A 26,172-nucleotide genomic window follows, 5' to 3' on the forward strand; every position below is an offset into this window, starting at 1 on the left:
TTTCAATCGGGACTTAATATTGTAGAATTATACGGGACTTTATAGATTAACTACTATCTTTTAGCCTACTGCTTTTTGATCAACATTAAAGAAATCTTTATGTTCTTCAATCATTTTAGCAATAGTAGCTGCTTTTGTATCTGTTAGTGTGAACTCAAATGCTGGTTCTTGTTTCTTTTTAGATCTAACCATTTTATCGGTATAAAATCTATAGACCAGTCCGTTGGTTAATAAACCATATTTTGCTTTGGTTTTGCGGAAGTATTTAGCTAATCGCGAATCATCCAAATCAAGATTTTCCTCGTGATGCTTACATTCTACCAAAATAGTTGGCTCACCATCTTTCATAATGGTATAATCAACTTTTTTACTTTTCTTAACGCCAAAATCCAACACAGCTTCCGATTGAACTTCAGAAGGATCAAAACCTAAAATTTGGATAAAAGGCATTACTAATGCATTTCTAGTCAGATCTTCGGATTGTACCTGAGGAAGCATTTTTTTGATTCTGGTGGCAAATTGCCCGATTTCGTCTTTAAGCTCCATATTCTTGTGTCTTTATATTGGGGATTAGTTTTTCAATTGGTATTGGTTAAAAACCTCATTTGCTTTTTCAATAATCTGATCTAAGCTTTGTTTATCAAAAAAATTGCGGTCGAGCAGCGCTATCATTTGTGTTAACTTTTTAACATCGCTGGTGTTCATTACAAACTGGAAATTTCTTAATCCGTCTTTAATGGCCTGTTGTACATAGTTTCTAACCACAACAAATGCTTCTCTGAAAGCGAAATCAATTTCCATTTCTTTCTTTAAACCGTATGCAGCCAGCTTGTTATGTTGATGCTGCATTTTTAAATACATATCAGCATTTATTCCCTGTTTTTGAAGCACTTCTGCGTAGTAAACAGTGTTCAATAAATACTCGTATGCTATTCCTTTCATTAATGTTTGGTAAAGAGCCCTAATCTGTTTGTTTGTTTACTTTATAACCATCTTAAACCCAGTGTTGTATGGCCTGTTTTAAATTAAATATCCACAGGCTACACAAGATTGGGCAGGCAGATGTTTTTAATTGATTGCGTTACTCTATCAATTAATTTTAATTGTTTTTGGCAAACATTATAAAGTTTAAAAAAAGAAATCAGAAGGCTAATTTTTTTACACGAACCATGGGGATTATTACACGAACCCCTGGATTTTATTAGACGAAAACACTTTGTATTTTTTTTCCTTAGCTAGAAAAATACATGTTTTTTTATTTAACTTGCAGTGTAAACATTCCCCAAACATCATATTTATAAAAACATGAATCTAAAATGCGTTGTTATTGACGATGAACAACATGCGATTGAGGTATTGACAGATCATATTGCAGAAATGCCGGGTTTAACGGTTTTTAAAACTTTCACCAGTCCGGTGCAAGCATTAACCGAAATCAGTATTGAAGATGATATCGATATTCTTTTTATGGATATTGATATGCCAGGTATAAATGGTCTTGAATTAGCCAAAAATATCCGCGAAAAAGCTAAATATCTTGTTTTCACAACTGCCCACCCTGATTATGCCTTACAGGCATTTGATGTACAGTCTGACCAGTATTTATTAAAGCCAATTTCCTTTGCGAAATTTGCTTTGGGTGTTGATCGTATTTTGAAAAAAGAAGCCAACAGTGCAAAAGCGGTTTCAAAAGAAACGGAGCAAGCAGCAGCTTTATATATCAAAGGTGATCACAAATACGCTTTTTCAAATATTGCTATTGATGAAATCCTTTACATCAAAGCTTTACAAAACTACATTCAGATCATTACCAAAACTGAATCTCATACTACTTACCTTACTTTGAAGGAAATTGAGAAGGCTTTGGAAAGTCACCCTTTTATCAGAGTTAATAAATCTAATATTGTGGCTAAATCCGCGATCAAAAAGGTAGATGGAAATATTATACGTTTAGTAAACAATGAAATGATTCAGATTGGCGAAGGCTATAAAGAAGCTTTCTTCACCTATGTTCAAAGCAGCTTACTAAAATCGAACAGAAATCAGTAATTAAAAAATTCCAAAAGTACCTGCGGTTGTCTGAGTTTGACCCATGTCTCCAAGAGGACCACCAGTTGAAAAATTGTTTTGGCTTTTGATATTTTTATAAACAAATACTGTTTTTTTTGCAAGTTTGGTAGTGTTAAGTGCTTTCATGATATTATAAATTTATTAATTGTTGTTATTAATTTCTGTAAAGGTGCAGCACAAAATCCAATGACACTATTTTTTTACACAAACCCCTCGTTTTAGGAGATAAAAACGCATTTTAATTAGATTAACAGCAAAAAAATGAACATTTTAAGTATAAAAAAATTTTATAAAAAGTATAAATTCCACCTGGTAGCCTGGAGTCTTTACATCATTTATGAGGTATTTCTTTTGGGTCTTGTGACCAATACCTTCAGACAACCGGGTGCCTACGTTATTATTTATCTTACCAACATTACTATCTTTTATACCAATGCTTATTTTCTGATTAAGGTATTAAACAATAGTTCTGGCACGCTTCGGATTATTAAAATTACGGTTCTACTTGCTCTGATAATTGCGACCTACATAGGCGTAAGTTATCTGTTAGGAACTGCTTTTGGAAAAATTGGTTTTATCAAACTTGATACACCAATGGTTTTAGATCGGGCATTTATACTTATTTGTATCTATCGGTCTTTGTATTTCATTGGCTTTTCTACTGGCTATGTTTATATCATTCAATCTTTGAAGGAAAGAAAGAAAGTAGAGGCTTTGGAAAAGGAGAATTTGATTACTCAGATTGAGAAACAAACTTTGGAGAATGATTTGGTACAGTCTCAAAACAATTATCTCCGTAGTCAGATTAATCCGCATTTCCTGTTCAATACGCTGAATTTCATCTATAATGATGCCCGTAAAAAAGCACCCATGGCCGCTGATGCAATTATGAACCTGGCCGAAATGATGCGCTATGCACTCAAAAGACCGGAAGCATCAGAAATGGTTCCACTTAGTGAAGAAATAGAGCAGATTGAGCACCTGATTAATTTGCACAAACTCCGTACTGCAGACAATATCAACCTAGAACTACAGGTTACCGGTGATTTATTTGGCCTGCGATTTCCGCCCCTTATCCTCTTAACTCTTGTAGAGAACATTTTTAAACACGGAAATGTTTCGCACTCGACACAACCTGTTCAGATAAAAATTGTCTACGAAAAAAATAATCTGAATATTACCACCATTAATATGATTAATGACGTAGCCAAAAGAAAGGTAGAAAGCCATCATGTAGGCATTGATAACATAGCCAAAAGACTAAACAATTTCTATGGTGACGATTACGTTTTCAGGTATTACAAAGATCCTTTAAACCGTTATATTACAGAAATAGATGTTGAAGTGGTTAACCCTATGGCGAGATTAAATAAACAAATCCAGAATTAGCCTATTGACATTTTTCTTTGCAAACTTTTGAGGAGAAAATAGTACATAATCATTTCATGACTGCGTTGATTTTTATTAAACAGCCGGTTTACATGCATGTGCATTAAATCACCAAATATTTTAACGCGCTGAGATTCATCACAGTTTTCCAATAAACCAATGAATGAGCTCACAAATTCATTGTATGTTGCTATTTCCAGGTAGTTAGCGGTGTTGTTAGCGGTTTTAAAAAATTGCTGGTATTGTATGTTTAGTTTTTTAAACTCGGCCGGACCAAGATCATGTTCCCGATTAAAGGCATCGGAAATTTTTCTAACTACTTTAACGAACTCGTAATTGCCAAGGACTCCGGAATCATCCACTTTTAGTGCCACATCAATGCAAAGTTTGTATTTAGTCCAATCATCTGCCTGTGCTTCGAGAACTGCAATTACCCAACGACTGTCAATATCAAAATGTGATTCTGTTTGTTCGATTAAATTTGCACCATAACGTTCCAGTTCGCGCTTATATGTTTTTAACTGAATGTCTGAAACCAATCCGGAGCTTAGGTATTCATCTAAATAAGTTAAGAGATTTGAAGTGATTACTTGTCCCCTTGCCACATCTTTTAATAAGATTCTTAGCCTGATATGATTTCCATTTTCATCATATTTAATAAAGAACCATTTTTTTATATCAGCCTCATTATTGGCAAGAAAAGGATTAATACAAGCGACAAGTAACTCATCTGAGCGTTGTTGGTGACAGAATATTTCGAAATAAAGCCATTCGCTTCCTGGGGGGAAAATTCGTTTTACGCTCATTTCTTTAGAACTGGCAGCAGGGCGATAGATATTTTGGTCATGGTAAATACTCAGTATAAATTGCTCTAAGTATGGCCTTTTTGCTTCATCGGTTACCGCCGGAAGATCGGGAAGATTAACTTCTTCTACATAAATACTGGTTTGTTTTTGCATGTATTGCACAAATGCTTCCATGTCTGTCTTTTCTGCCAGGGAGAAACACAGTGTTTGATCAGATAATCCGGTTTTAAAAAATTTAGAAACACCCATTTTTGTAAGCTGAGCTTTGCAACTTTCAGCAGTAATCAGCTTTTTACGCTGATCAAAAAGATCATCTTTCTTTATTTTCCACTTTTTAGGACTTATAACAATGTTTTGATATTGCAGACGGGGATAATAGTCTAAATCTGGAAACAGGTTATCAAGGGAAAGCGAAAGGCTACTGTTGAGGCCATGATGCTGAAGATCGCAAAGCAACCTGAAAACAGAAAGATCAGAACGGGTATAATTGTAAGCTGACGCCATTCTCGGAACAAGGCGTTTATTTAATTTTTTTGATCTCAATATAATTTCAGAACCCACAACCGAGATCTGCAGATCATTTAAGGTTAATGGAGATTCCGAGGTATCAAAGTTTAAAATGGCCAGCTGGGCATCATAAATTAATTTACGTCTGTTTACATTATCAATGCCGGTTTCTACCATATACGCTACATCAAAGAATAAGATATCGGGATTTGCATTCTTTTCTATATTGGCTATTTCCTTTGCATAATTTTCTACCTGTTCACCCACCATTGTAAATCTACCCGTTAGTGCATTTGCCGTTACTCCACCAATCTGATTGGCAAAAATCAACTCATCACTAACAGACATTACCATACTGATGGTATTGGGTATGGTTTTAGGCGTTTCGTTAATCTGCAGGTCGAGCTTATTAAGTAAAATGGTTTCATGATCAGCAAACTGATTCAGGTTCAGATTATTTTTTAATACAGTCTTCAGCTGATCCAGCTCATTGTCTTTATTCTTCGACTTACTATTTACCTGAAGAATAAAGTCGTCGCTATTTTCTGCTTGCTCCAATTCATCATACCCCACCCCCATTTCAGGATCCAGTGCTTCTATTAAAGCGATCTCCTGCCCTTCAAATTTTTTCTTAAATCGTTGTATGAATTTGCTCAATGCATCCCTTTCAGCAGCGGGGAGGATAGCTTGTAAAAGATTCACTAAACCAGGGATTGCGGCCAATGACCGCTCTGCAATGTTACCTGATTTAACCTTTCTTTGAGCAATGATATATTGTGGTGGGTTTTCTGCTTTTACATTTAAGCGTTCAAAGTAATCCTCTCCAATAATATTGGGATCATAATTGGTAAAAATAAGCTGTAGATCGTGCATGTCCTGCAGCAAACTAAAAAAACCTTCTTCTTCGCTGCTTTCTAAACCCAATGCCTTAGTCAAATCCTGGATGCGAATGGGTGTAGCACAAGTGTCTAATACCCTTTTTACAAAATCATCATAATCCAGTTCAGAAAGCTCAAAAGTTCCATCATTACAGGTGATGTATCTGATACTGTTCTGAACAATATAGTAACTGCTGTTACTGAACAACAAGCAGTTATTTGGTATTAAATTAGCGAGTTGCAGGGGTAGATTATTCTTAAAAGGCCAATCTATAAGGGTACGTAACTGCTCGTTTTTTTCAATTCTTATTGGGTTGGCAACAGGCTGAATCCCTTGTTCCGTGATACTGAAACTTGCAAAAGTTCCATATGGTGTTGAGCGATACCTGGCGCGGTTAAAGTACTTCCAAACGGTAAAAAAAACTTTCGGTGGAAGACTTGATATCTGATCAGCTTCCACATCCTTAATGATCTGATAAAAAGCATCTGAAGAAATTGCAATGGCTGCTTTCAATTCATTCCAACTGGCTTCCAGATTTGCCAGGTAGGAAAATTTGGGTGTTCTTAAAATTACAGTTGGGTGTATAATCAGTTTCATATCAGAATAAAAGATGAGCTACAAATATAATTTTAAAAGCTACATAACAAAAAAGCCATCTCCTGTTATGAAGATGGCTTATCGGGACGTTAGATTACTAAAATTATTTTTTGGTTACTTTAAATTCTGTTCTTCTGTTTTTTGCCCTGCCTTCGGGGTTATCTTTCATTTTCTTGCCTTTACCCGTGCTATTTGGTGCCACAGGCATAGATTCTCCATAGCCTTTTGAGGTCATTCTGCTGGCAGCGATTCCTTTACTTACCAGATAATCAACGCAAGATTGTGCCCTTCTGTTTGACAGGTCCAAGTTATACTCATCAGTTCCGATGTTATCGGTATGTGCGCCCAATTCGATTTCCATTTCTGGATTGTCTTCCATAATTGGCACCAATGCATCTAAAACACGTTTTGATGGTTCAGTTAAATCTGCTTTATTAAACTCATAATAAACATTATCCAATACAATTGGAATACCCAATTTGAAAGGACTGATACAGTAGTCTCTGTAGATTAAAGTATCGGCCTTTGCCAACTCTTCATAAGCATAATTCTTAGTGATGGAGAAGTAGTTATCTTTTGCAAAAAGTAACTTAACCGGACGTTTAGAATCTACCTTGAAAGTATATTTACCATCTGTACCGGTGATTATTTTTTGTTCTCCTTCTACATTGGAAAGGGTTACTTTCGCTTCTGCCAGCGGCAATTTGGTTTTACAATCTGTTAATATACCTGCGATAGAAAGAAACTCTTTTTTAACTTCAAATACTTCTAAACAGCATGAAGACTCACGGTCGCTGCTGATAAAACCCCTGGTACCCTTTTCATCCGATGCAGTAAAATAAACATCATCTTTTGAAGAGTTAAAAGGGTAACCTAAGTTTTTTGGTGTGCTCCAATCTACAAGATCACCTTCAGCTTCAAAAAAGTCTAATCCGCCCAAACCAATCCTGCCATCGGTGCTAAATAAAAGTTTTTTGGTAGAGACATTATAGTAAGGTGCTCTTTCATCGTCTTCAGTATTGATAGTAGGGCCAAAATTTACTGCCTGCCCCAAAGAACCATCTTCTCTGATGGCACAATACCATAAATCATATTTACCGTAGCCTCCGGTTCTATCAGAAGAAAAAAGTAAAAACTTTCCATCTGCCGTTACAAAAGGTTGTGCTGCATTAAAATCTTTACTGTTTACCTGTAAACCAGCTTCAGTAGGTTGACTCCATTTATCACCTGTTTTCTTTGCTGTATAAATCGCATAGTTTTCCTTTTCTCTCCAGGCGGTGAAATATACTGTGTTTCCGTTAGGACTAAAAGTGCTTGCTGCAACTTCCAATCCCTTAGGGATATTGATATCCAGCATTTTTACAGTTACTTCTGTGGCAGCAGGATCATTTTTAGCGGTGTACAAATTATTAAGAAAAGGGTTTGATTTGGTAGAAACCTGGACCTCTCCTGCATCCGTTTTAACAATATCGCGTTTTCCTGCAATGGATATTGGTCTGGATGAAGTAAAATAGAATTCGTTACCATACTTTACAGGTGCATAGTTTGATCCTAATCCGTTAACCTGTGCCGGAAGTTTTTTTACCTGAACCATACGAGGAAAGCGCATTTCCTCAATTGCAAACTTACAAGAAGCAATTTCCTTTTTGGCATCCTTTATCAAGGCATCGTTTGGATTTTTCTTGATATACTGCTCAAAAGCATCGATTGCCTGATTGAACTTTTTATTAGCCCTTAAACTTTCGGCATAATAAAATAAGGCTTTTCTGTATTTGGTATTGGTAAAGGTTGTGGCTACTGCATAGTATTTCTCTGCTTCAGAAAATTCTCTATACATTCTGCTTGATTCGGCCAGATTGTAAACAGCACCTTCATAATCTTCCATTATTTTCTCTTCACTGGCGGTTTTTCTTTCCTTACCATATGGCAAAATAGCCTGGGTACTGTCTCCAGTAATTTTTAATGCTTTCTTATAGAAAGTTGATGCGGCATAATAATCCTTATTTTCAAAATAGGTATCGGCAACTTTCTTATAATTTACCACATATTGTGCCTGCGTAAAGCCCGCATAAGTCATCAATAAAAACAGTAATATTTTTTTCATATTGAGTATTGATTATAAACGTGGACAAAAGAAATTAGGGCCTATGATACCGTTACGTCCGATAAGTGAGATAGAGAGCTCCAAGCCACCATTACTGTTAGATGCCCTGTTAAATGTTGAGGTATTAACATCGTAACTTAAGCCAAATACCATGTTTTTAAGTTGCAGCCCTACAAAAGCAATTGCAGCATCCTTAACGCGGTAGTTACCTCCAAACAGAATGTTGGAAGATGGATTAACATTAAGTTGTGCATATGCACCCAGTGACACTTCATTGGTATTACCCTGGGTCATTACCAAAGCATTGGGAACGATATCAAGCAGTTCTGAAGCCCTTACTCTTGCACCTCCATGTGCAGTAAAGCGGATTGGAATGCGTGAATTGCTTCCGGTGAACCGATCAACAGGACGGGTTAAGTGGGCAGCACTGGCACCCACAAATATGTTGACACTCTGATTCGGATTACCGTCAAAGTACATAACTCCCGCATTAACATCAGGTACAAGTGATGATTGTGACGAAAGGGTTTCTCCACTCATCATTCCACCATCGTAACCAGCTACCGGATTAAATTGGTTACCGAACCTTGCCTGAGAAAAGTCAAAGCTGCGATTAATAATGCCTGCCTGCAACCCAAAGTTAATCATCTGCAATCCTTCGAAGCCGAATCTTAATCGGTATGAACCTGAAACCAATGCTGTAAGGTAGTTAAAATCTAAATCACCAGCCCTTTGGTTCATCACGGTTGCTCCGAAGGCAAAGTTCTTTTTCGGAGCCATGTCAAATGAAGCGCCTCCTGTTAGGAAAGAGTTATTCAGTGCGCTCCACTGTTGTTTAAAGTTTACCGAACCCCTGTAATCACCATCAATTACGCCAGTTAACGCAGGGTTTAACCAAAGCGGATAGGCATAATATTGTGAAAAGTGAGGATCTGTCTGTGCAAAGGATTTTGCAGTACACAGCACTAAAACCAGTACTGTCACATATATTTTTAAAGCCGATAATATTTTCATGGTATCTAATTTTATCTGTTTTTTATTTAACCCTGTTCTCACTATCTAATTAAGGTTATAGTGCCTTTTTTCATGGTACTGGTTCCATCATTAAACTGAACTTCTACCATGTATACATACACGCCCAGAGGTTGATTTACACCTTTAAAGGTTCCATCCCATCCGTTTGCAACGTTATCCGACTGGAAGATTAATTGACCCCATTGTGTATAGACAAACATTCTGGCACTTGAGATGGTATTTCCGTAAATCAGGAAGACATCATTTTTACCATCATTATTCGGCGTAAATGCATTTGGAATATATACTTCATTACCCAATGGATTGCTCGCTTTTCCTGTAACCGGTGTAGCATTGGCACTGGTTTGACAATCTAATTGCCCTTTGGCTCTTACAATGATGGTTACACTTTGATCTGGTTTTAAACCTGTAACAAAATAGGTTGTACCTGTGGCACCATTTGTAGGTAATATCCAGGTTAAACCATTGTCAGTTGAAACCTCATATCCTGTTGCTCCTGCAACTGCCGGCCATCCGAAAGTAACACTATTAGGTGTTGTTGCGGTTACCGTTACAACTGGTTTTTCTAATACTGGTAATGCCGTTACGGTTACCGGTGTTCTGGTTGGACTTGCACAACCGCCTACTGCAATACTTTCTACATAGTAAGTTGTAGTTGAATTAAGTGCCGGGGTGGTAAATGAAATGCCTTCTGCCAGCACTGCACCACTTGAACTTGCTGCGTACCACCTGTAAATCAGACCTGCAACCGGATTGTTCACGGTTATTGTAGTTGAGCTTCCTGCGCATAATGTGCCGTTTGCAGGCGTTGCACTTGCCGGAGCTACCGGCACTGGCAGAGGAATAACATTTACCGGTGTTCTGGCTGTTGAAGTACATGAACCTGAAGTGGCTTCTACATAATAAGTTGCATTTGCATTAACTGCCGGAGTAAGGAAAGTTGATCCTGTTCCCACCACTGTACCACCTGCTGCTGAAGTATACCAGTTATACGTAATTCCTGTTTGAGGATTTGATACGGATAAACTTGCTGCGCTGCCTGTACAAACACTAACCGATGATGAGGTTACTGTTGGAACAGTAGGTTTTGGATTAACAGTTACGGTTACTTTTACTCTTCCACCGCTGTTATTACAGCCACCAGCGCCTATCGCAACAACATAATAATCTGTTGATGCATTTAGAACAGCTGTTGTATAACTGATACCTGTGTAAAGTAAGTTTCCACCAGTTGCTGCGCTGTACCATTCGTAAGTAACGCCTGCCTGAGGATTGCTCAGATTAAGTACTGTTGTTTCTCCTGAACAGATATTTGTACCTGCACCGGCCACAACCGGATTAACCGGAAGAGTATTTACCGTTACGGTTACTGCTTTTGCTGTTGCTGTAGTGTTCTCACATCTGTTGCTACCTTTAACAGTTACATAATAAGTAGTAGTAGCGGTTAGGTTCGGTGTTGTGAATACCGCACCCGTGTAAACGACATTGGTTAATGCAGCATCACTATACCATGTAAATACAGGGCTGGTTACTGTTGTAGTACTTGCTGTTAATACTGCAGCCGAGCCAGCACAAGCAGCTGTTGAACCTGTTACCGATACATCACTGGCTATAGCTACCGGATTCACGGTAATGGTTATTGCTTTAGCATTTGCCGCAGTATTTTCGCATTTATTGCTGCCTTTAACAGTTACATAATAAGTAGTAGTAGCGGTTAGGTTCGGTGTTGTATATGACGGACCAACATAAGCTACGGTAGTTAAAGAGGCATCTGTATACCAGGTAAATACCGGACTGGTAACCGTAGTTGAACTTGCATTGATTACCGCTGTACCAGACCCACAAACAATGGCTGGAGTAGACAAAGTAATATCAGCAGCAGTAGAAGCATCATTAACATTTATGGTTACCACTTTAGCAGTGACACCTGTGTTTTCGCATTTGTTATCTCCTTTAACGGTTACATAATATTTAGTTGTAGCTGTTAATGCAGGAGTGGTGAAGGACGCGCCTACATAAACTACAGTTGTTAAAGCTGCATCACTATACCACGTAAACGTTGGATTGGTAATAGTAGTAGTTGTTGCTGTTAGTATTGTTGGAGATCCTGCGCAAATTGTTGCATCTGCAGCCGTAATGTCGGCAGCTGTCGATACCGGCTTCACTGTAATGGTAATTGCCCTTGCTGTTCCAGCAGCATTTTCACATTTATTATCGCCTTTAACCGTTACATAATAAGTGGTGGTAGTGGTTAAAGTTGGTGTGGTAAAGTTGGCACCAATAAAACTTACGTTTGTTAAGGCGGCATCACTGTACCAGGTGAATACCGGATTAGTTACTGTTGGCGAAGTTGCCGTTAATACAACAGATGAACCTGCACAGGCTGTATTATCTCCGTTTAAGATAATATCAGTTGTAGTAGCAAGTGGGTTAACAGTTACTGTTACCACTTTTGCATCAGCAGCAGCATTTTCGCACTTATTGGCTCCTTTTACGGTTACATAATAAGTTGTATTGGCGGTTAAACCAGTTACCGTGAAGGTTGGGCCAACGAAAGCTACACTGGTTAACGATGCATCACTATACCAGGTAAATACTGGTTGTGTTACAGTTAAGCTTGAAGCCATTAATACCGCACTACTTCCGGCACAAATTTGGGCATTGCTCACTGTTACGTCTGCTGATGTTGCGTAATCCTTAACGGTTACGGTTATTACCTTAGCAGAGGCTGAAGTATTTTCACATTTATTATCACCTCTAACAGTTACGTAGTAAGTAGTAGTTGCGGTAAGTGTTGGCGTAGTAAATGTTGGTCCAACATGTGCTACAGTCGTTAAAGCTGCATCAGTATACCAGGTAAATACTGGGTTGGTTACTGTAGCGGTAGTGGCTGACAAAACAGTTCCCGAATTTTCGCAGATTGAAGTTAATCCGCTTAATGCAATATCCGAATCTGTTGCAAATGGGTTAACGGTAATGGTTACAGATTTCGCTGTAGCGGCGGTATTCTCACATTTATTGTCACCTTTAACAGTTACATAATAGGTTGTATTGCCTGTTAAAGCAGGAGTCGTAAATTCTGATCCTGTGAAAACAGCGGTAGTTAATGCTGCATCACTGTACCAGGTGAATACCGGATTGGTTACTGTTGTAGTACTTGCTGTTAATTTAACAGTAGAACCATTACAAATGGTACTCGTACCTGCCAAACTAATGTCACTGGCGGTAGAAACCGGATTTAAAATAATGGTTACTTCTGCCGCAGCACCAACCTGATTTGCACATTTATTGGTTCCGCTTACGGTAACATAATATTTAGTTGTTGCGGCAGTTACAGCCGGTGTTGTAAATACTGCTCCGGTGTAAACAGGGATGGTTAAAGCTGCGTCGCTATACCATTTAAAAACAGGGTTGGTTACTGTTGTACTGCTTGCGGTTAATACTGTTGTTCCGGCAGCACAAATAGCTGTATTACCTGTAACTGTCACATCAGCTGCTGTTGATGATGGATTTACAGTGATTGAAATTTTTGTACGTGTTGGATTTGAGCAGCTGTTTCCATTTACTGCTTCCACATAGAAATCGTATGTTCCAGGTGCCAATGAAGCAGAGGTGATGTAGTTACTATTATTGCTTACCAGCATATTGCCGTTAGTAGCGGCATCATACCAGTTAAATGTTACTCCGGCAACAGCCTGAACACTTAAAGTTGCAGGTGTGTTGATACAGGTTGTAGCTGGATTTCCTGTTGCAGCAACCGGCGCTGAAGGCGGAGGTAAAATGGTTACGGTTACCTTAGTTCCTTTAGTTTCGCAACCGTTTGCAGTTGCTGTAACAAAGAAGTCGTAGGTACCAGCTGCTAAGGTTGGATCGGTTGTATAAGTTGGCCCATCTTTAGCCGCACCCAGATAGGTTGTTCCCTGATACCATTTATAGATAACTCCTGTTGCTTGTGGGTTTTGAACACTTAAAGTTGCAGCAGATCCCTGGCAAGCACTTGCAGTAGCTGAGGTTACTGTAGGAACAGGTATTGTACGTTGCGCATAATCTAAGTTAACCGAAGTTAATGCACCCAATAAACCTGAGTTTAACCTTAATTCTACACCATCAAATTTACTAGTTGGTACAAAAGTTAAGATGGCCGATGCATCACCGCTTAATAAAGTAAGGTTAATGAACGGATTAGAAATTGAAGTAAGATCATTATTTGGGGTTGTTCCCTGATAAGTTCTCACAGTTAAGTTTTGTAAAAGTGCCAATGACAATAATTTACCAGGAGTAGTAATTTTTACCCTTAAGGTATCGCCCACATTTGACAATCCGGTGAAACCTACATGGTGATAAGCTGAAGCACCTAACAAACCAACTGGAATAACCAGACTTGATCCTGTGTTAACATCATTATCTACAGCAAAGGTTGGATTAAATACACCTCCTAATAACGCTACTCCATCAACGCCGCTTGCTATTGTAGTTGTAGCTGCTCCACATGGGGTAGTTTCTGGACTGCCGTTAGGAATAACGGTTACCACAACAGAAGCTTTCGCAGTAGCCGGACAACCACCTGGAACTGTTGCTTCTACATAATAAGTTGTAGTAGCACTTAATTGTGGTGTTGTGAAAGTTGGACCTACAAAAATCGGAATAGTTGCAGTTTCACTATCATACCAGTTGATTGTTGCACCAGCTGTGCTTGAAGTAGCTGTTAAAACTGCTACAGCACCCTGGCTAATGGTGGTAGCCGGAGGCGTTACCACAGGAATATCAATAGAACCGATATTGATTTTACCCTCTGTTCTTGTTGATGAACTTCCGCAGCTATTTACCGCCTCTACAAAATAACTTGTACTGGCTGTAACTGTTGGCGTATTAAAAGTAGCACCTGTAAATAAAATTGTTGTAGAAGTAGCACTATCATACCAGTTATAAGTTGTTCCTGCTATAGGATCTTTAACCTGGAAGGTAACCGCTGTATTTGCACAGGTATTTACATTCGGAGCCAACAATACAGGTGTTACCGGTGCCGGGTTAGTCGTAATATTAACTACTGTTTTATAGCTAATGCATCCGGAAGGCGAAACAGCTGCAACATAAAATTTAGTATCAGCTGTTAAAGCAGGTGTTGTAAAAGTAACACCATCTTTTCCTGCTAAATAAGTTCCTGTTGCATCATACCATCTGTAAGTAAATCCAGCTGTTGGGTTACTCACTTCTAACTGCGTAGTTTGACCAACACATGCTGTAACATTGGCAGCAACTACAGTAGGTGCTACCAATATACGTTGTGCGTAATTGAAGTTTATAGAGGTTAAAGCGCCTAATAAGCCTGAATTTAATTTTAACTCTACTGCATCAAATGTTGCGGTAGGTACAAATGTGATCAAGGCTTGCGTATCGCCGCTTAACAATTGAAGGTTTAATAAAGTTGTGTTGCTTAATGCTCTTGCATCATTGTTGCTGGTACCGGCGTTAAGTGTGCTGAGTTCAGCATTTCCTAAAAGGCTCAACGAAAGTAATTTTCCAGGAGATGAAACTAATACTTTAACGGTATCTCCTAATCTTGATACAGAACCGAAGTTGAGTCTTTGATAAACAGAGGCACCTAATGCACCCACTGGCATAACCAATGATGAAGCGGTTTGCGTATCATTATCTATGGCTAAGCCAGAATTAAATACACCCGATAATAAAGCTACGCCATTAACACCATTTGTTTCAGTTAATGCGGCTTCACATGGAACTGGGTTAGGTGATCCATTTCCATCAACGTTTATGGTTACCTGAACTCTACTGGCAGAAGCACAACCGTTTGCATTCACTGCTTCTACGTAATAGGTAGTTGTTGCAGTTAAAGGTGGAGTTACGTAGGTTGCACCGGTGTAAACAGGGCTTGTTGCTATAGCTGAAGTATACCAGTTAAACGTAATATTAGATTCTGTTGAGGTGGCGGTTAAAATTGCTGTCTGCCCTGCGGTTACAGTTGTTGAACTCGTTGTTACTACAGGTAATACCGGACGTGGGTTTACAGTAATTGCTGCTTCCGCACGAGTTGCACTTGTACAGTTTCCTTGCGAAGCTTCAACAAAGTAAGATACATTTGCTGTTAATGCAGGCGTTACGAAAGTACTACCGGTAAACAATAAATTACCACCTGTAGCTGCATCGTACCATTTATAAGTTACGGCAGCATCTGGATTTGAAACTGATAAAGTTGCTGTTGAACCAGCACAGCTTGCCGTTGTAGGCGCAACAACAGGTACAGGCAATACCGGAGTAACCGTTACCGTTACCGGAACGCGTGTTGTGTTTGCACAGGTTCCTTTGCTAACTTCTATATAATAGGTTGTAGTTGCATTTAATGCTGGTGTAGTATAAGTTTCGCCGTTTGCTAAAAGTGTACCGCCTACTGCTGCACTATACCAGGCTAAAGTTGTACCACCATTGGCCGTTGCAGTTAATGTTGCTGTGCTACCCGAGCAGATGGTTTGGTTACCAGCAGTTAAAGTTGGATTCGGATAAATTACAGTGGCACCATAAATATCTAAACTGGTTATGGCAGATACTAATGCACCAAAGCGAATCTCTACCCTATCGTATGCACCACCAGCAAGAACTGTGGCTGCAAAACGATTTCCAGTTAATAATTGAAGGTTTAATAATGATGAGTTTAACTGCACCGTTTTCACAACAGTAGTTCCATTCATCACATTGATTGTATAATTGCTTAAAGCATTTAAATCAAGAAGTCCGGTTGGTAAGGCTAAATCTAAACGGATGCTATCTGTTGCTGCGCCTATAGAAGGGAAAATCAATTGCTGATACCCTGTTGCGCCCACACCCACTCCTAATGTAATTCGGGTATAATTGGTTATATCGGCATCTGTTGAATTACCAGCACCATTAATGCTGCATAATAAACACACGCCTGTAATGGCTGTATTTTGTGCATTTGCAGCATTACAAGCCGTTCCGCCACCACCGTTAATTACAGTTACAGTAACCGGAACACGACTAGCACTAACACAACCATTACTGTTGGTAGTTTGAACATAATATGTAGTTGTATTAGTTAAAACAGGCGTTGTGAATGAACTACCTGTACCTACCTGATTTCCATTGGTAGCTGCATCAAACCAGGCAATGGTATTGCCTGCATCTGCAGTAGCAATTAGCGTTGTAGTTTGACCTGCGTTAATGACCTGATTGTTTGTAGTTACCGTAGCTAGTGTAGCCGGAGGATTTACCGAAACAGTTACAGCTGTACGGCTACTTACTGCAGTTCCTGAAACTGCTTCTACATAAAATACAGTTTGAGCTGTTACTGCCGGAGTAACAAACACTCCTGTATTATTAGTAGCTAAAGGTGTACTTCCTGTAGAAGCATACCAGTTATAAGTTACACCCGCTTGTAAATTACTAACACTAAGTGTAGCTGAACTTCCAGAACAAACAGTTGCAGCAGCTACCACTGGTGCATTTACAGTTACAGTAATGCTATAATCGGTATTTACTTTATTTCCATTAGCATCGGTAGCCGTTAATGAAACAGTATAAGTACCACCCAAAGTTGGGGTACCTGTTATTTCTCTTGTAGTCGTGTTAAAGTTTAAGCCTGGAGGCAATCCTGTAGCCAAATAAGTATATGGTGCTGTTCCACCGGTTACAGCAGGTAAGGTTTGTGTTGGGTATGAGGTTCCAACAATTCCATTAGCCAATGTTGCAGATGGTAATGATAATACACCAATAACTTTAAGAGGATATGTGTTTGTTGCAGTTTTACCTTCGCTATCGGTAACATTTACCGTTACAACATAATTTCCGGCTTGAGTAGGCGTACCGGTAATTTCTCTTGTTGCCGGATTGAAAGTTAATCCCGGAGGCAAATTGCTTGCAGTATAAGTATATGGCCCAACACCACCTGTAGCAGACGGAATGGTTTGAGTTGGATAAACCGCGCCCTCAGTTCCATCCGCTAAAGTAGCTGCTGGTAATACCAAAGGATCTACAACCGTAATGGAGTAATTTGTCGTAATAGATTTTCCATCACTATCCGTAACAGTTACGGCAACAGGAAAGGTACCTGCCTGAGTAGGTGTTCCGGTAATTTCTCTTGTTGTTGAATTAAAAGTTAATCCAGGAGGCAAACCAGTTGCGGCATAAGTATAAGGTGCAGAACCACCTGTAGCAATAGGAATAATCTGTGTAGGATATACCGTACCAGTTGTTCCATTTGCAAGTGTTGCGGCTGGAAGCACTAAAGGATCGGTTATTTTTACCGTGTAATTTGAAGTTACCGTATTACCATTAGCATCTGTAACGGTTACCGGAATAGTATAAGTTCCTGCTTGAGTGGGCGTGCCTGTAATCTCTCTTGTTGCCGGATTAAATGTTAAACCTGGAGGCAGATTGGTTGCCGTGTAAGTATAAGGTCCCGTACCCCCTGTTGCTGGAGGAATTACCTGGGTTGGATACGGTGTATTGGTAACACCATTAGGTAGTGCACCCGGAGTTAGCACCAATGCATCAGTTACTGTTAAATTATAGGTTGCTGTTGCGGTACAGTTTTTAGTATCTGTAGCAACCACAGAAAAGGTATTGCTGTTTGCAAGCGTTGGTGTACCTGTAATTAAGCCAGTTGATGACAATGTTAATCCAGCCGGCAAAGTACTTCCCGGTGCTAATGCATAAGTAAAGCCAGGCGTACCCCCTGTAGCAGCATCAATTTGTTTGGTATAAGCAGAACCAGCAGTTGCATTGGTTAATGTAGCACCATTGAAAACTATCTGTGGATTTACGACTACACTCACCGGAACCCTTACAGATTCTGAAGTACATCCTGCTTTTCTGGAAGCTACATAATAAGTTTTGTTGGCAGTTAATGCCGGAGTAGTGAAAGCGGCATTGTAAGCTACAGCTTGTATTGCTGTTCCGCCATCAGCTACATCATACCAAACCAATTCATTTGCCGCTGCAGTAGTAGCAGTTAAGTTTGCTGTAGTATTATAGCAAGTATTTACAGTATTGGTTGCCGGAGCTACAAACGTAGGAAAGGCCGGACTCCTTGTAATACCATAAACCTCTACATATTGTGTGAGGTTTGCACTTACCAAGTTGTTCAAAGTAATTGTTACCCGATCAAACGCAACACCAGGTGCAAAAGGCAGGGTAGCAATTTGACCATTGTTGAGCAAACCGAGCAAATCTGCCCCCAGCAAGCTGGATACATTTGATGTATATACCGGGGTATTGCCATTATAAGCGGTAACAGTGAGATTATTCAGTAAACCTAAGTTTAATAAAGCGGCCGATGTTCTAAAACGAAGGTTAATATTATCTGTCGTATTAGATAAATTAGGAAAATAAACATTTAAGCTTTTAGAAGCCGCAACCCCCAGAACACCCGTGCTTAAATTGTAAAAATTGGTTTTATCGTTATCAATAATTTTTTCGAAATCGAAGTTCTCGCCACCAGAAAGGTTTAATGCATCAAGCGATATCCCCTGTTCGTCGTAATTGGCATAAACATTATTATCGCATAAATCATCCCCGTCAAGGTGATAGGCATAATAAACTTTGGTTTGATTGATGGTAGATAATAATAATGCGGTAGTCCTGTCGGTGATATAAATCCGATCATAGGCTTGAGCCGGGGTTAAAGCCAATAAGGTATAACCATTTTTATCCTTTACCAGTTTAATCCTCGAGTTATTATCAAAGCCCGCAAAACTACTACCGGTAAGTATTGATGTGCCCGATGAATTTCTGACATCTACTTCAAAGCGATGGTTTCCGATTACTAACGATCCTACCACACTTGATAATGTTCCACCCAACGTACCTCCTAAAAGCCCGTTGAGTGCCGCCGGGTCAAAATCTATCCGCACATAAGTTGTTTTGTTTGCCGGAATATTCGCCGGGAACTTTAAAATGATTCCTCCAGAATAAGCGCCTAAACCCAGCGCTGCCCCTCCGTAAGATTTTAAGGTTGCGAAGGTAGCATCATTTGTGGTTATCGCTGCTCCAATGTTATCTACATGAGATCCTCCAACTCCTGTTGAATTCTCCGTAACATCATTTGCAAAAACTTTTGTTTGTGCATACGATTTAACCTGAAAGAGCGTTAATAAAATGATGAGTGCAATAAAGGTATTGCAGAAGATCCCTTTTAAGGAACGAAAGGTAGAATGTTTCATCATATTAGGCGTTAATAAGGTGTGACGACCAATGTTGCATCGTGTATTTGTTTGATTTGGGATATAACACTAACAACAGCAACAAATCTACGCCTACACCCTTGTTCTACCCTATCCATTGCTATTCATTCTTTATGCAATCCATTTCATTCATTTTATTCATACCTGTGATTCTTAAAGAATTCATTTCAAACATTGTGAAATTTTCATGACATTAGCAGAGTCATCCATCTATATGTTTAATGAACGCTAATGAACTCCTTATCGAACTCAGGAAGTTCGTACTTATCAAGTCCGGCTTAAGAAATATAGATCCAGGTCATTGTAAGATCATTTCTGAGTATGTATTCCAAGAAACCAAAAACTACGTTAGTGAAACTACCGTAAAGCGCTTTTTTGGATTTGCCAATACATTGCATAAATTTTCATTATTTACACTTAACAGTTTATCTCAATATATAGGCTATACAGATTGGGACTCCTTTTGCAAAGACAGAGAAAACCATACCTCTTCTGCTCAAAGCATCTGGCAGGATTTAAGAATGAAAACCCATGCCATCACTGATATTTCATTGATTGCTAAAAAGAACAATTCCGGGATTCCATTTAATTCTACTGCCAACAGAAGTTTCTTTTATCCTGATTTCGACTATTTCTTAAAAAACAACTATCAGTTTACCACTATAAGCGCCCAGCATGGTCACGGCAAATCTATTTTACTGGCCCATATGGTGGAGCATTTTTTTTATTCTGAATTCGCCCCCTATAAAAATGATATTGTTTTATTGATCAATTCAACCAGTATCAATACCATTATCCAGAATGGCCTTACCTTAAAAGATTGGTTTGCAAAAGAGTTTAAATTCGGAAGTTTAAGCGAATTGATCAGCTATTTTAAGAAACAACCCGATAAGCGCGAAGGTAGGTTTATCATTATAATAGATGGAATTGATGAATATTTAAGCAAGCCTGATTATTTCAAAACATTTACTGATTTATTGTATAGTATAGAAGAAAACAGCTTTGTTAAAATCGTTTTAGGATTAAGAACCAATAGTTGGATCAATTTACAACCTGTTATTTCGAGCTCAGCCTTTTTAACCAAGGCCTGGTATACCAGCGTATTTTACGATTCTGATTTATTAAGCAACGTGCCACTCCTCAATAAAGAGGAAGTTTTGTCTACGCTTAGCCTGATAGAGGGCAAAACCATCGGCCAGGCAGATATCAATCCAGATCTTCTCGATCAATTTAAAACCCCTTTTTGGCTACAGGTTTACTATAAACTCAAATACGAAAATAATTTCCTCGAATTAATCAATCCGCTTCTTCGGTACGAACTCATCAATTATTTCCTTGAAAAAAGGGTATTTCTGGCTAAGAAAAGTACAGAAAAGATTTTTCTGCTTAAAAAGATAAGTGAAAGTATTACCGAAGGTGCTAAGAGTTTAAGGGTAGCCAAAGAAAAAATACTAAGCTATATTAATTGCTATCCAGATGCTTATGAGGAATTAATCTATAGCGGAATTATCATCGAAGAAAAAAGACTCACAACCTCAATACCTACAGAGGTTGTTCGTTTCTTAAATAACGACATCTACACGTATTTTATTTTTATACAGCTCACTGAAAAGTTCGACTATAAGCCTTCAAGAGAATTTTTTGCCCATATACTATCCAGCTATCCGCAGCAAAAAGCTCACCTCAGGGATCATATTCTGAATTGGGCGATCCGATTCTGCATCAATAGAAATGAAATAGCAGAGCTGAAAAATATTTTCAAACTCCCTTTTTCCAATCAGGAAAAAAATAACGCTTTCGATTTTATCTGTTACGTTTCCAGATATGAATTAAGCAAACCCAGTGCTAAGTTTAACCGGCAAAATATCGGAAAAGACTTTATAGACATTATGGCCATGGGCAGAACCATGAGCAAGCTTTATAAAGAAACCATTAAATATGTTTCGGATAATGTACTGAATGAGGATATCCAGGCAATGCTGCACATTATTGAATGCAATATCGCACTTATTGATGTGGATAAGGTTGGCCTAACCAGCACCATGCATCTGCTCAAAAGAAATTACAAACGCCTAAATGAGCTCTTTCCGATCAATCCGTATGATTTATTGCTCTTTTTTTATAACAACCTCATAAACAAGCCAAATGAGGGACGTTCATTAGACGATAAAATCGTAAAGCTTTGTCACCAGATAGATCGCAGCCCTTCGCTTAAAAACGAAGAGTTTACTACAGAGGAGCTGCTCTGTTACCGACTGGTATTGATTACCCTTTTTGCACAGAAAAATTATGCAGAGTGCCATCGTTTTATCATGGCCATATTAAATAAATATCCTAATATCTTTTTTATCCGCTATTCAGTATTCTCTCCTTTTCTACTGATCCATTTAGGTCAAACCTATCTCAAGTTGAATTACTTTAAAAAGGCTCAAAGAATAATGCAGTTTTTGGAAAAAATTATTGATAGGGAATACATTTACTACACCAATTTTATATTGGCAGGATTTAGTGTTTTCAAGGCCAATTTCTATAATGCTACGCAGCATTATGACCAGGCCATTCTCAACGCAGAACAAGGAATAGCGATTACCAGTAAGCATGATTTTAAAATGTTTGAGATTTCTCTAATGTTAATTAAAATAGATACGCTAAAACACACCGATTCTTCTGAGCAGGTTTCAACGATAATTAAAGATCTGTTAAACTTCTTAAATCAGCATAAGATTTCGATGCCAGAATATTCTAATCTGAATGGTGGAGAATTTGAAAATACCTTTAAAGTATTGAAATCATTTAAAAGATAAAAAGTCCTGTTGATATAATCAGCAGGACTTTTTAATATATTTATTTAATAAGGTTATAAAGTTCATCCAACTTTGGAGAAAGTACAATCTCAATCCGTCTGTTTTTACTTCTTCCATCTGCTGAAGCATTTGATCCAAGTGGCTGATACTCTCCTTTTCCGGTGGCTGTCATCCTTACGCTTTCAACCTTTTCGTTTTCGGTTAAATAACGAACAACAGATGTTGCCCTCAATACGCTAAGGTCCCAGTTATCTTTAATCTGTCCTAAATTGTTAATTTTTTGATTATCGGTATGCCCTTCTACAGCGATATTAATTTCAGGTTGCTGTTTCAAAACATTGGCCAGTTGGGTTAAGGCCTGCTTTCCCTTATCGTCAATGATGATACTTCCTGATGGGAATAAGAGTTTATCAGTTAAAGAAACATATACTTTACCGTTCTTAATTTCTACTGTTAAGCCGCTTTTAGTGAAGCCTAATAATGCCTGCTGTAATTTTTCTTTAAGCGAATTGGTGGCTTCATCGCGTTTACGCAAAACTTCCTCCACCTCTTTTAATCGTTTTTCGCGTGATGCTAAATCACCTGATAATTTAGAAATTTCAGAAGTACTGTTACTTTTAAGCTTTTTGTAATTCGCGTCAACTTCATTGTAATCCTTTTGAAGGTTACGAAGCTCTTCCGCCATAAGCGTAGTATCTTTTTTAAGTTTGGCTACCTCTTTTTCCAGATTTTCAATTTTAATTAGTCCTTCATTAAAGGCTGTATAGAGAGAATCTTTACTTCCTAAAAGGGCTTTATATTTTTTGGGTGACAGCACCACACATGATGAAAAGGCAGTAATGAATAAAGAGAGTGCAAAAGCAAAAAAGATTTTTTTCATTTTAAGGTTTAGGTTAATCAATATATACGTGCAGTTTATATGCACTACACGTCAATAGCGTTGCGTAAAAATGCAACTAATGGCTGTACTGTTTGAAAAGAACTTATCAACTTATTAACGATGGATGGTTTATGAAACGCTGCATCATCCAGTTTCATTGTCGCCTCAAAGCTTTTCAGTTTTAAATATTCTATGTTGGGATCGTTGGGATCATAACCCTTTGGTGCATTTTTCAGTGCATTTGCTGTTCCCAGGGTAAAACGCTCTTTAAAAGTTTTATCTTCAACAATCTCCTTAAAATCAGCCACATTGTAATCAATCTCCTGTCGGATAAGTTTAACATGTTCGGCCTCAGGCATCCAATATCCACCTGCTACAAAACTGTTCCCAGGTTGAATATGAAAATAATAACCCGGTTCATTCCCCCCTTTACTTTTAGCCGAGAACCAGATACCGAAATTAGTTTTATAAGGGTCTTTATTTTTGCTGAACCGTACATCCCTGTAAATTCTAAGCAAGCATTTTTTGGGGTCCAGATCCGAAGGAATCAAAGGATCAATCCTGGCCAGTTCCGGAATTATCTGCGTCACCAATTTTAAAACGTCAGCTTTGGCTTCCTCATATTCCTGTTTGTGCAGGGCAAACCATTCACGGTTGTTATTTTCGGCAACTTCTTTTATAAAATGGAGTGTTTCTTTTCTTAACATAATTTAATTGTTCATTGGCCAAACAGCTTAGCAGCTCACCTGTTTACGCCTCTGCTACTGATCATAATATGGTTTATACTTAATATTAGGCGATAAAACATGTAGCAATATTATCCTTGAATATCGATAATTAAATGGATACAATACAAAACATCCCGTAAAAATAACAACAAGGTAATTCCAGAAAGTTTCATCTGTTAAGGGGCCACAAAAGAGGTAAGTGATGTAGCTGGCTACGAGCATTTCAATTACATTCATGGCATAGCTTACGTACATCGCAGCATAAAAATAGCCTGGCTCTATCTCTATTCTTTGTCCACAGTGTGAACATATTTCTTTTGTGTGTTGAATGTTAAAACCGTACATGCTCCCGGTAAAGATATCACCTCTGCGGCAGTGCGGGCATTTGGCGTGTACAATGGCATAAAACTTTGACGTTTTTCCTTCCATGCCCGATTAATTGAGGTTAATAGGCTCTCTTTTGATATTTATGGCTACATTTTTCTTGCGGTATTTTTTATACCAGATAATACCCACTACTGTAGCCAGCAAATAAGGTATAGCCAACAGATACAAAACCCCTGTATTTAAGCCCGCAGTTGTGGTATTTCCATTCTTAACACCTTGTTCGGCATTAATGGTACACATTGAACATTGCGCAGAAACCTCAGGAACCACAGCGAAGCAAAACAATGCCACAAACAAGATAAAAACTGCTTTCTTCATCATCGTTACAAATATACTGAATTAACGATTGGAAGGGTTTAAAAATTATGTCATAAAAAAACCCCGCTTTTTAGGGCGGGGTTTACAGAGAGACGATTTAGGGTAATGTTATTGCAAAGCTCCGGTGAAAGTAAAATCCGGATGCTCAATGCTTTTAAATTGACCAAGCAATGCACCAGTTGTTGGATGAATAAAATAGTCCAGTGTAAACGTATCCACATTTATTCTTTCCTGTAATACCGGATCTAATGGTTTAGAGGCCTGGGTGTAAAAGAATGCTGAGTTGCCATCAAAGCCTGATCCTATTGTAAATTTGAACACTCCATTAGCAGTTTTGGTATAGGTATATGGGTAAGTTAAATTCAGTGAATTTGCTCCATACGGTGTGTTCCAAACCAATACCATGGTTTTAGATACTGAGTTAAAAGTAAATCTCATTGATCCCAATGATACAGGAGTTGTACCTACAACAATGTTGGCTAATGACCTTTGATTTGCTAAAGCTCTTCTCGCAACAAAGTCTGTTCCCCATCCAGGGTAAGTTGCTGCATTTGGAGCGGTAATACGGGTGTAATTAATACCCATCAACAAATGTAAAGGCAAAATAGGGCTTGAAGAGCTCTGTACTTCTATACGTGCACCATCAACAGTTGTAAAAAATAATTTTTTAACCGGATCCCAGGTCAGTTCCGTTATTTTTTTACCATTATAAAAAAGCGGCTCCTTGAGTACAATACCTGTCAACGTAAAGGCAAAACCGGTAGAGGTTGTATTAATTGCACCTGCTTCTTCCCAGGTTAAGCTAAAAACTTTATTGTTAACATCGATCGTGGTTTGGACTTTATTGGTACTGCCCAATAAGATAAACAGATTGCTGTTAGCAAATATATAGTCAACAGAAGCATTAATTGAGTTTAGCAACCCCTGCTCATTATATAACTTTTGCTCAGCCTGAGTGGCTTTTACCAGCACCATTTTACTACCTAGTAGTTTACCGGTAAGTTTTACTGAATCACCTACCACTTTATCCAGCGAAAACTCAAAGTCGGAATAAACGCCCCAACCCGCTACGCCGCCAAAAGTACTGGGATCTGGATCGGCTAAAATGTGCATATAGTTATACGTATCGAAAGATAATGTTGGATTTTGTAAGGCCTTGATACGATAGGTGCTGGAAAAACTTTCAGCAGCAGCATCCGGATCAATATCTGCATACATGGATACATTATTCTCCTTGTCAAAATTCAAATAAAATGAAAATCCACCACCACCGTCTGGATATAAGTAAGCTTTCCATCCATAAGGGCTACCTGTTAAGATATCAGCGTATTTAGCTACAGTTTCTGTTAAGCGCTCCTCTGGCCTTTGTCCATCGACTAATATTTCGTCCTTTTTACAGCCAGCAAAAAGGCCAAAGGATAAGAGTATATATAAGAATATTTTTTTCATTGTTT

The 26,172-nt window shown here is 38.5% G+C and carries 15 protein-coding genes; 3 read left to right on the top strand and 12 right to left on the bottom strand.

Going from position 1 to position 26,172, the window contains the following annotated elements; genetic code table 11:
* Positions 1-60: 60 nt before the first annotated feature.
* Entirely contained in the window at positions 61-546 is a 486-nt protein-coding gene (locus tag ACQY77_RS09495) for a type I restriction enzyme HsdR N-terminal domain-containing protein (RefSeq protein ID WP_090881801.1), read from the bottom strand.
* A gap of 24 nt (positions 547-570) precedes the next feature.
* Entirely contained in the window at positions 571-942 is a 372-nt protein-coding gene (locus ACQY77_RS09500) for a hypothetical protein (RefSeq protein ID WP_421938218.1), read from the bottom strand.
* Between the two features lie 363 nt (positions 943-1,305).
* Between ACQY77_RS09500 and ACQY77_RS09505 the strand changes: the two genes are divergently transcribed.
* Complete coding sequence (locus ACQY77_RS09505; protein WP_421938217.1) at positions 1,306-2,049, top strand: LytR/AlgR family response regulator transcription factor; 744 nt, start codon at positions 1,306-1,308, stop codon at positions 2,047-2,049.
* Here the strand turns inward: ACQY77_RS09505 and ACQY77_RS09510 are convergent, their stop codons facing one another.
* Positions 2,050-2,196 carry a hypothetical protein gene (locus ACQY77_RS09510; RefSeq protein WP_421938216.1) on the bottom strand — a complete coding sequence of 49 codons (147 nt, stop codon included), beginning with the start codon at positions 2,194-2,196 and terminating at the stop codon, positions 2,050-2,052.
* A gap of 135 nt (positions 2,197-2,331) precedes the next feature.
* Between ACQY77_RS09510 and ACQY77_RS09515 the strand changes: the two genes are divergently transcribed.
* Entirely contained in the window at positions 2,332-3,459 is a 1,128-nt protein-coding gene (locus ACQY77_RS09515) for a sensor histidine kinase (protein ID WP_421938215.1), read from the top strand.
* Here ACQY77_RS09515 and ACQY77_RS09520 read toward each other — a convergent pair.
* The 4 genes from ACQY77_RS09520 to ACQY77_RS09535 form a co-directional block, all read right to left on the bottom strand.
* Positions 3,456-6,248 carry a thiopeptide-type bacteriocin biosynthesis protein gene (locus ACQY77_RS09520; RefSeq protein WP_421938214.1) on the bottom strand — a complete coding sequence of 931 codons (2,793 nt, stop codon included), beginning with the start codon at positions 6,246-6,248 and terminating at the stop codon, positions 3,456-3,458. The two genes, ACQY77_RS09515 and ACQY77_RS09520, sit on opposite strands and share 4 nt — an antisense overlap.
* Positions 6,249-6,351: 103 nt before the next feature.
* Entirely contained in the window at positions 6,352-8,352 is a 2,001-nt protein-coding gene (locus ACQY77_RS09525) for an OmpA family protein (RefSeq protein ID WP_421938213.1), read from the bottom strand.
* 12 nt (positions 8,353-8,364) lie between these two features.
* Positions 8,365-9,366: a PorP/SprF family type IX secretion system membrane protein gene (locus ACQY77_RS09530; protein WP_421938212.1), complete on the bottom strand. Its 1,002-nt coding sequence runs from the start codon at positions 9,364-9,366 to the stop codon at positions 8,365-8,367.
* A 41-nt stretch (positions 9,367-9,407) separates the two neighbouring features.
* Positions 9,408-19,583, bottom strand: coding sequence for a putative Ig domain-containing protein (locus ACQY77_RS09535; protein WP_421942372.1), 10,176 nt, complete (start codon positions 19,581-19,583; stop codon positions 9,408-9,410).
* Between the two features lie 239 nt (positions 19,584-19,822).
* Here ACQY77_RS09535 and ACQY77_RS09540 point away from each other — a divergent pair, with 239 nt between their 5' ends.
* On the top strand, positions 19,823-22,405 hold the full coding sequence (locus ACQY77_RS09540; RefSeq protein ID WP_421942371.1) for a hypothetical protein: 2,583 nt from the start codon (positions 19,823-19,825) through the stop codon (positions 22,403-22,405).
* A gap of 40 nt (positions 22,406-22,445) precedes the next feature.
* Here the strand turns inward: ACQY77_RS09540 and ACQY77_RS09545 are convergent, their stop codons facing one another.
* The 5 genes from ACQY77_RS09545 to ACQY77_RS09565 form a co-directional block, all read right to left on the bottom strand.
* A complete protein-coding gene (locus tag ACQY77_RS09545; protein ID WP_421942370.1) occupies positions 22,446-23,285 on the bottom strand; it encodes an OmpA family protein in 840 nt (279 codons plus the stop codon).
* A gap of 44 nt (positions 23,286-23,329) precedes the next feature.
* Positions 23,330-23,992: a DUF2461 domain-containing protein gene (locus tag ACQY77_RS09550; protein ID WP_421942369.1), complete on the bottom strand. Its 663-nt coding sequence runs from the start codon at positions 23,990-23,992 to the stop codon at positions 23,330-23,332.
* A 54-nt stretch (positions 23,993-24,046) separates the two neighbouring features.
* The gene (locus ACQY77_RS09555) at positions 24,047-24,442 is read right to left on the bottom strand and encodes a DUF983 domain-containing protein (RefSeq protein WP_421942368.1); all 396 of its coding nucleotides are present in this window, start codon (positions 24,440-24,442) and stop codon (positions 24,047-24,049) included.
* A gap of 6 nt (positions 24,443-24,448) precedes the next feature.
* Positions 24,449-24,721: a hypothetical protein gene (locus tag ACQY77_RS09560; protein ID WP_421942367.1), complete on the bottom strand. Its 273-nt coding sequence runs from the start codon at positions 24,719-24,721 to the stop codon at positions 24,449-24,451.
* A gap of 105 nt (positions 24,722-24,826) precedes the next feature.
* Positions 24,827-26,167 (bottom strand): DUF4302 domain-containing protein, encoded by a 1,341-nt coding sequence (locus ACQY77_RS09565; protein ID WP_421942366.1) that lies wholly within the window; start codon positions 26,165-26,167, stop codon positions 24,827-24,829.
* Positions 26,168-26,172: the final 5 nt, after the last annotated feature.

Origin of the sequence: Pedobacter sp., assembly GCF_965279535.1 — a bacterium.
GTDB lineage: Bacteria > Bacteroidota > Bacteroidia > Sphingobacteriales > Sphingobacteriaceae > Pedobacter.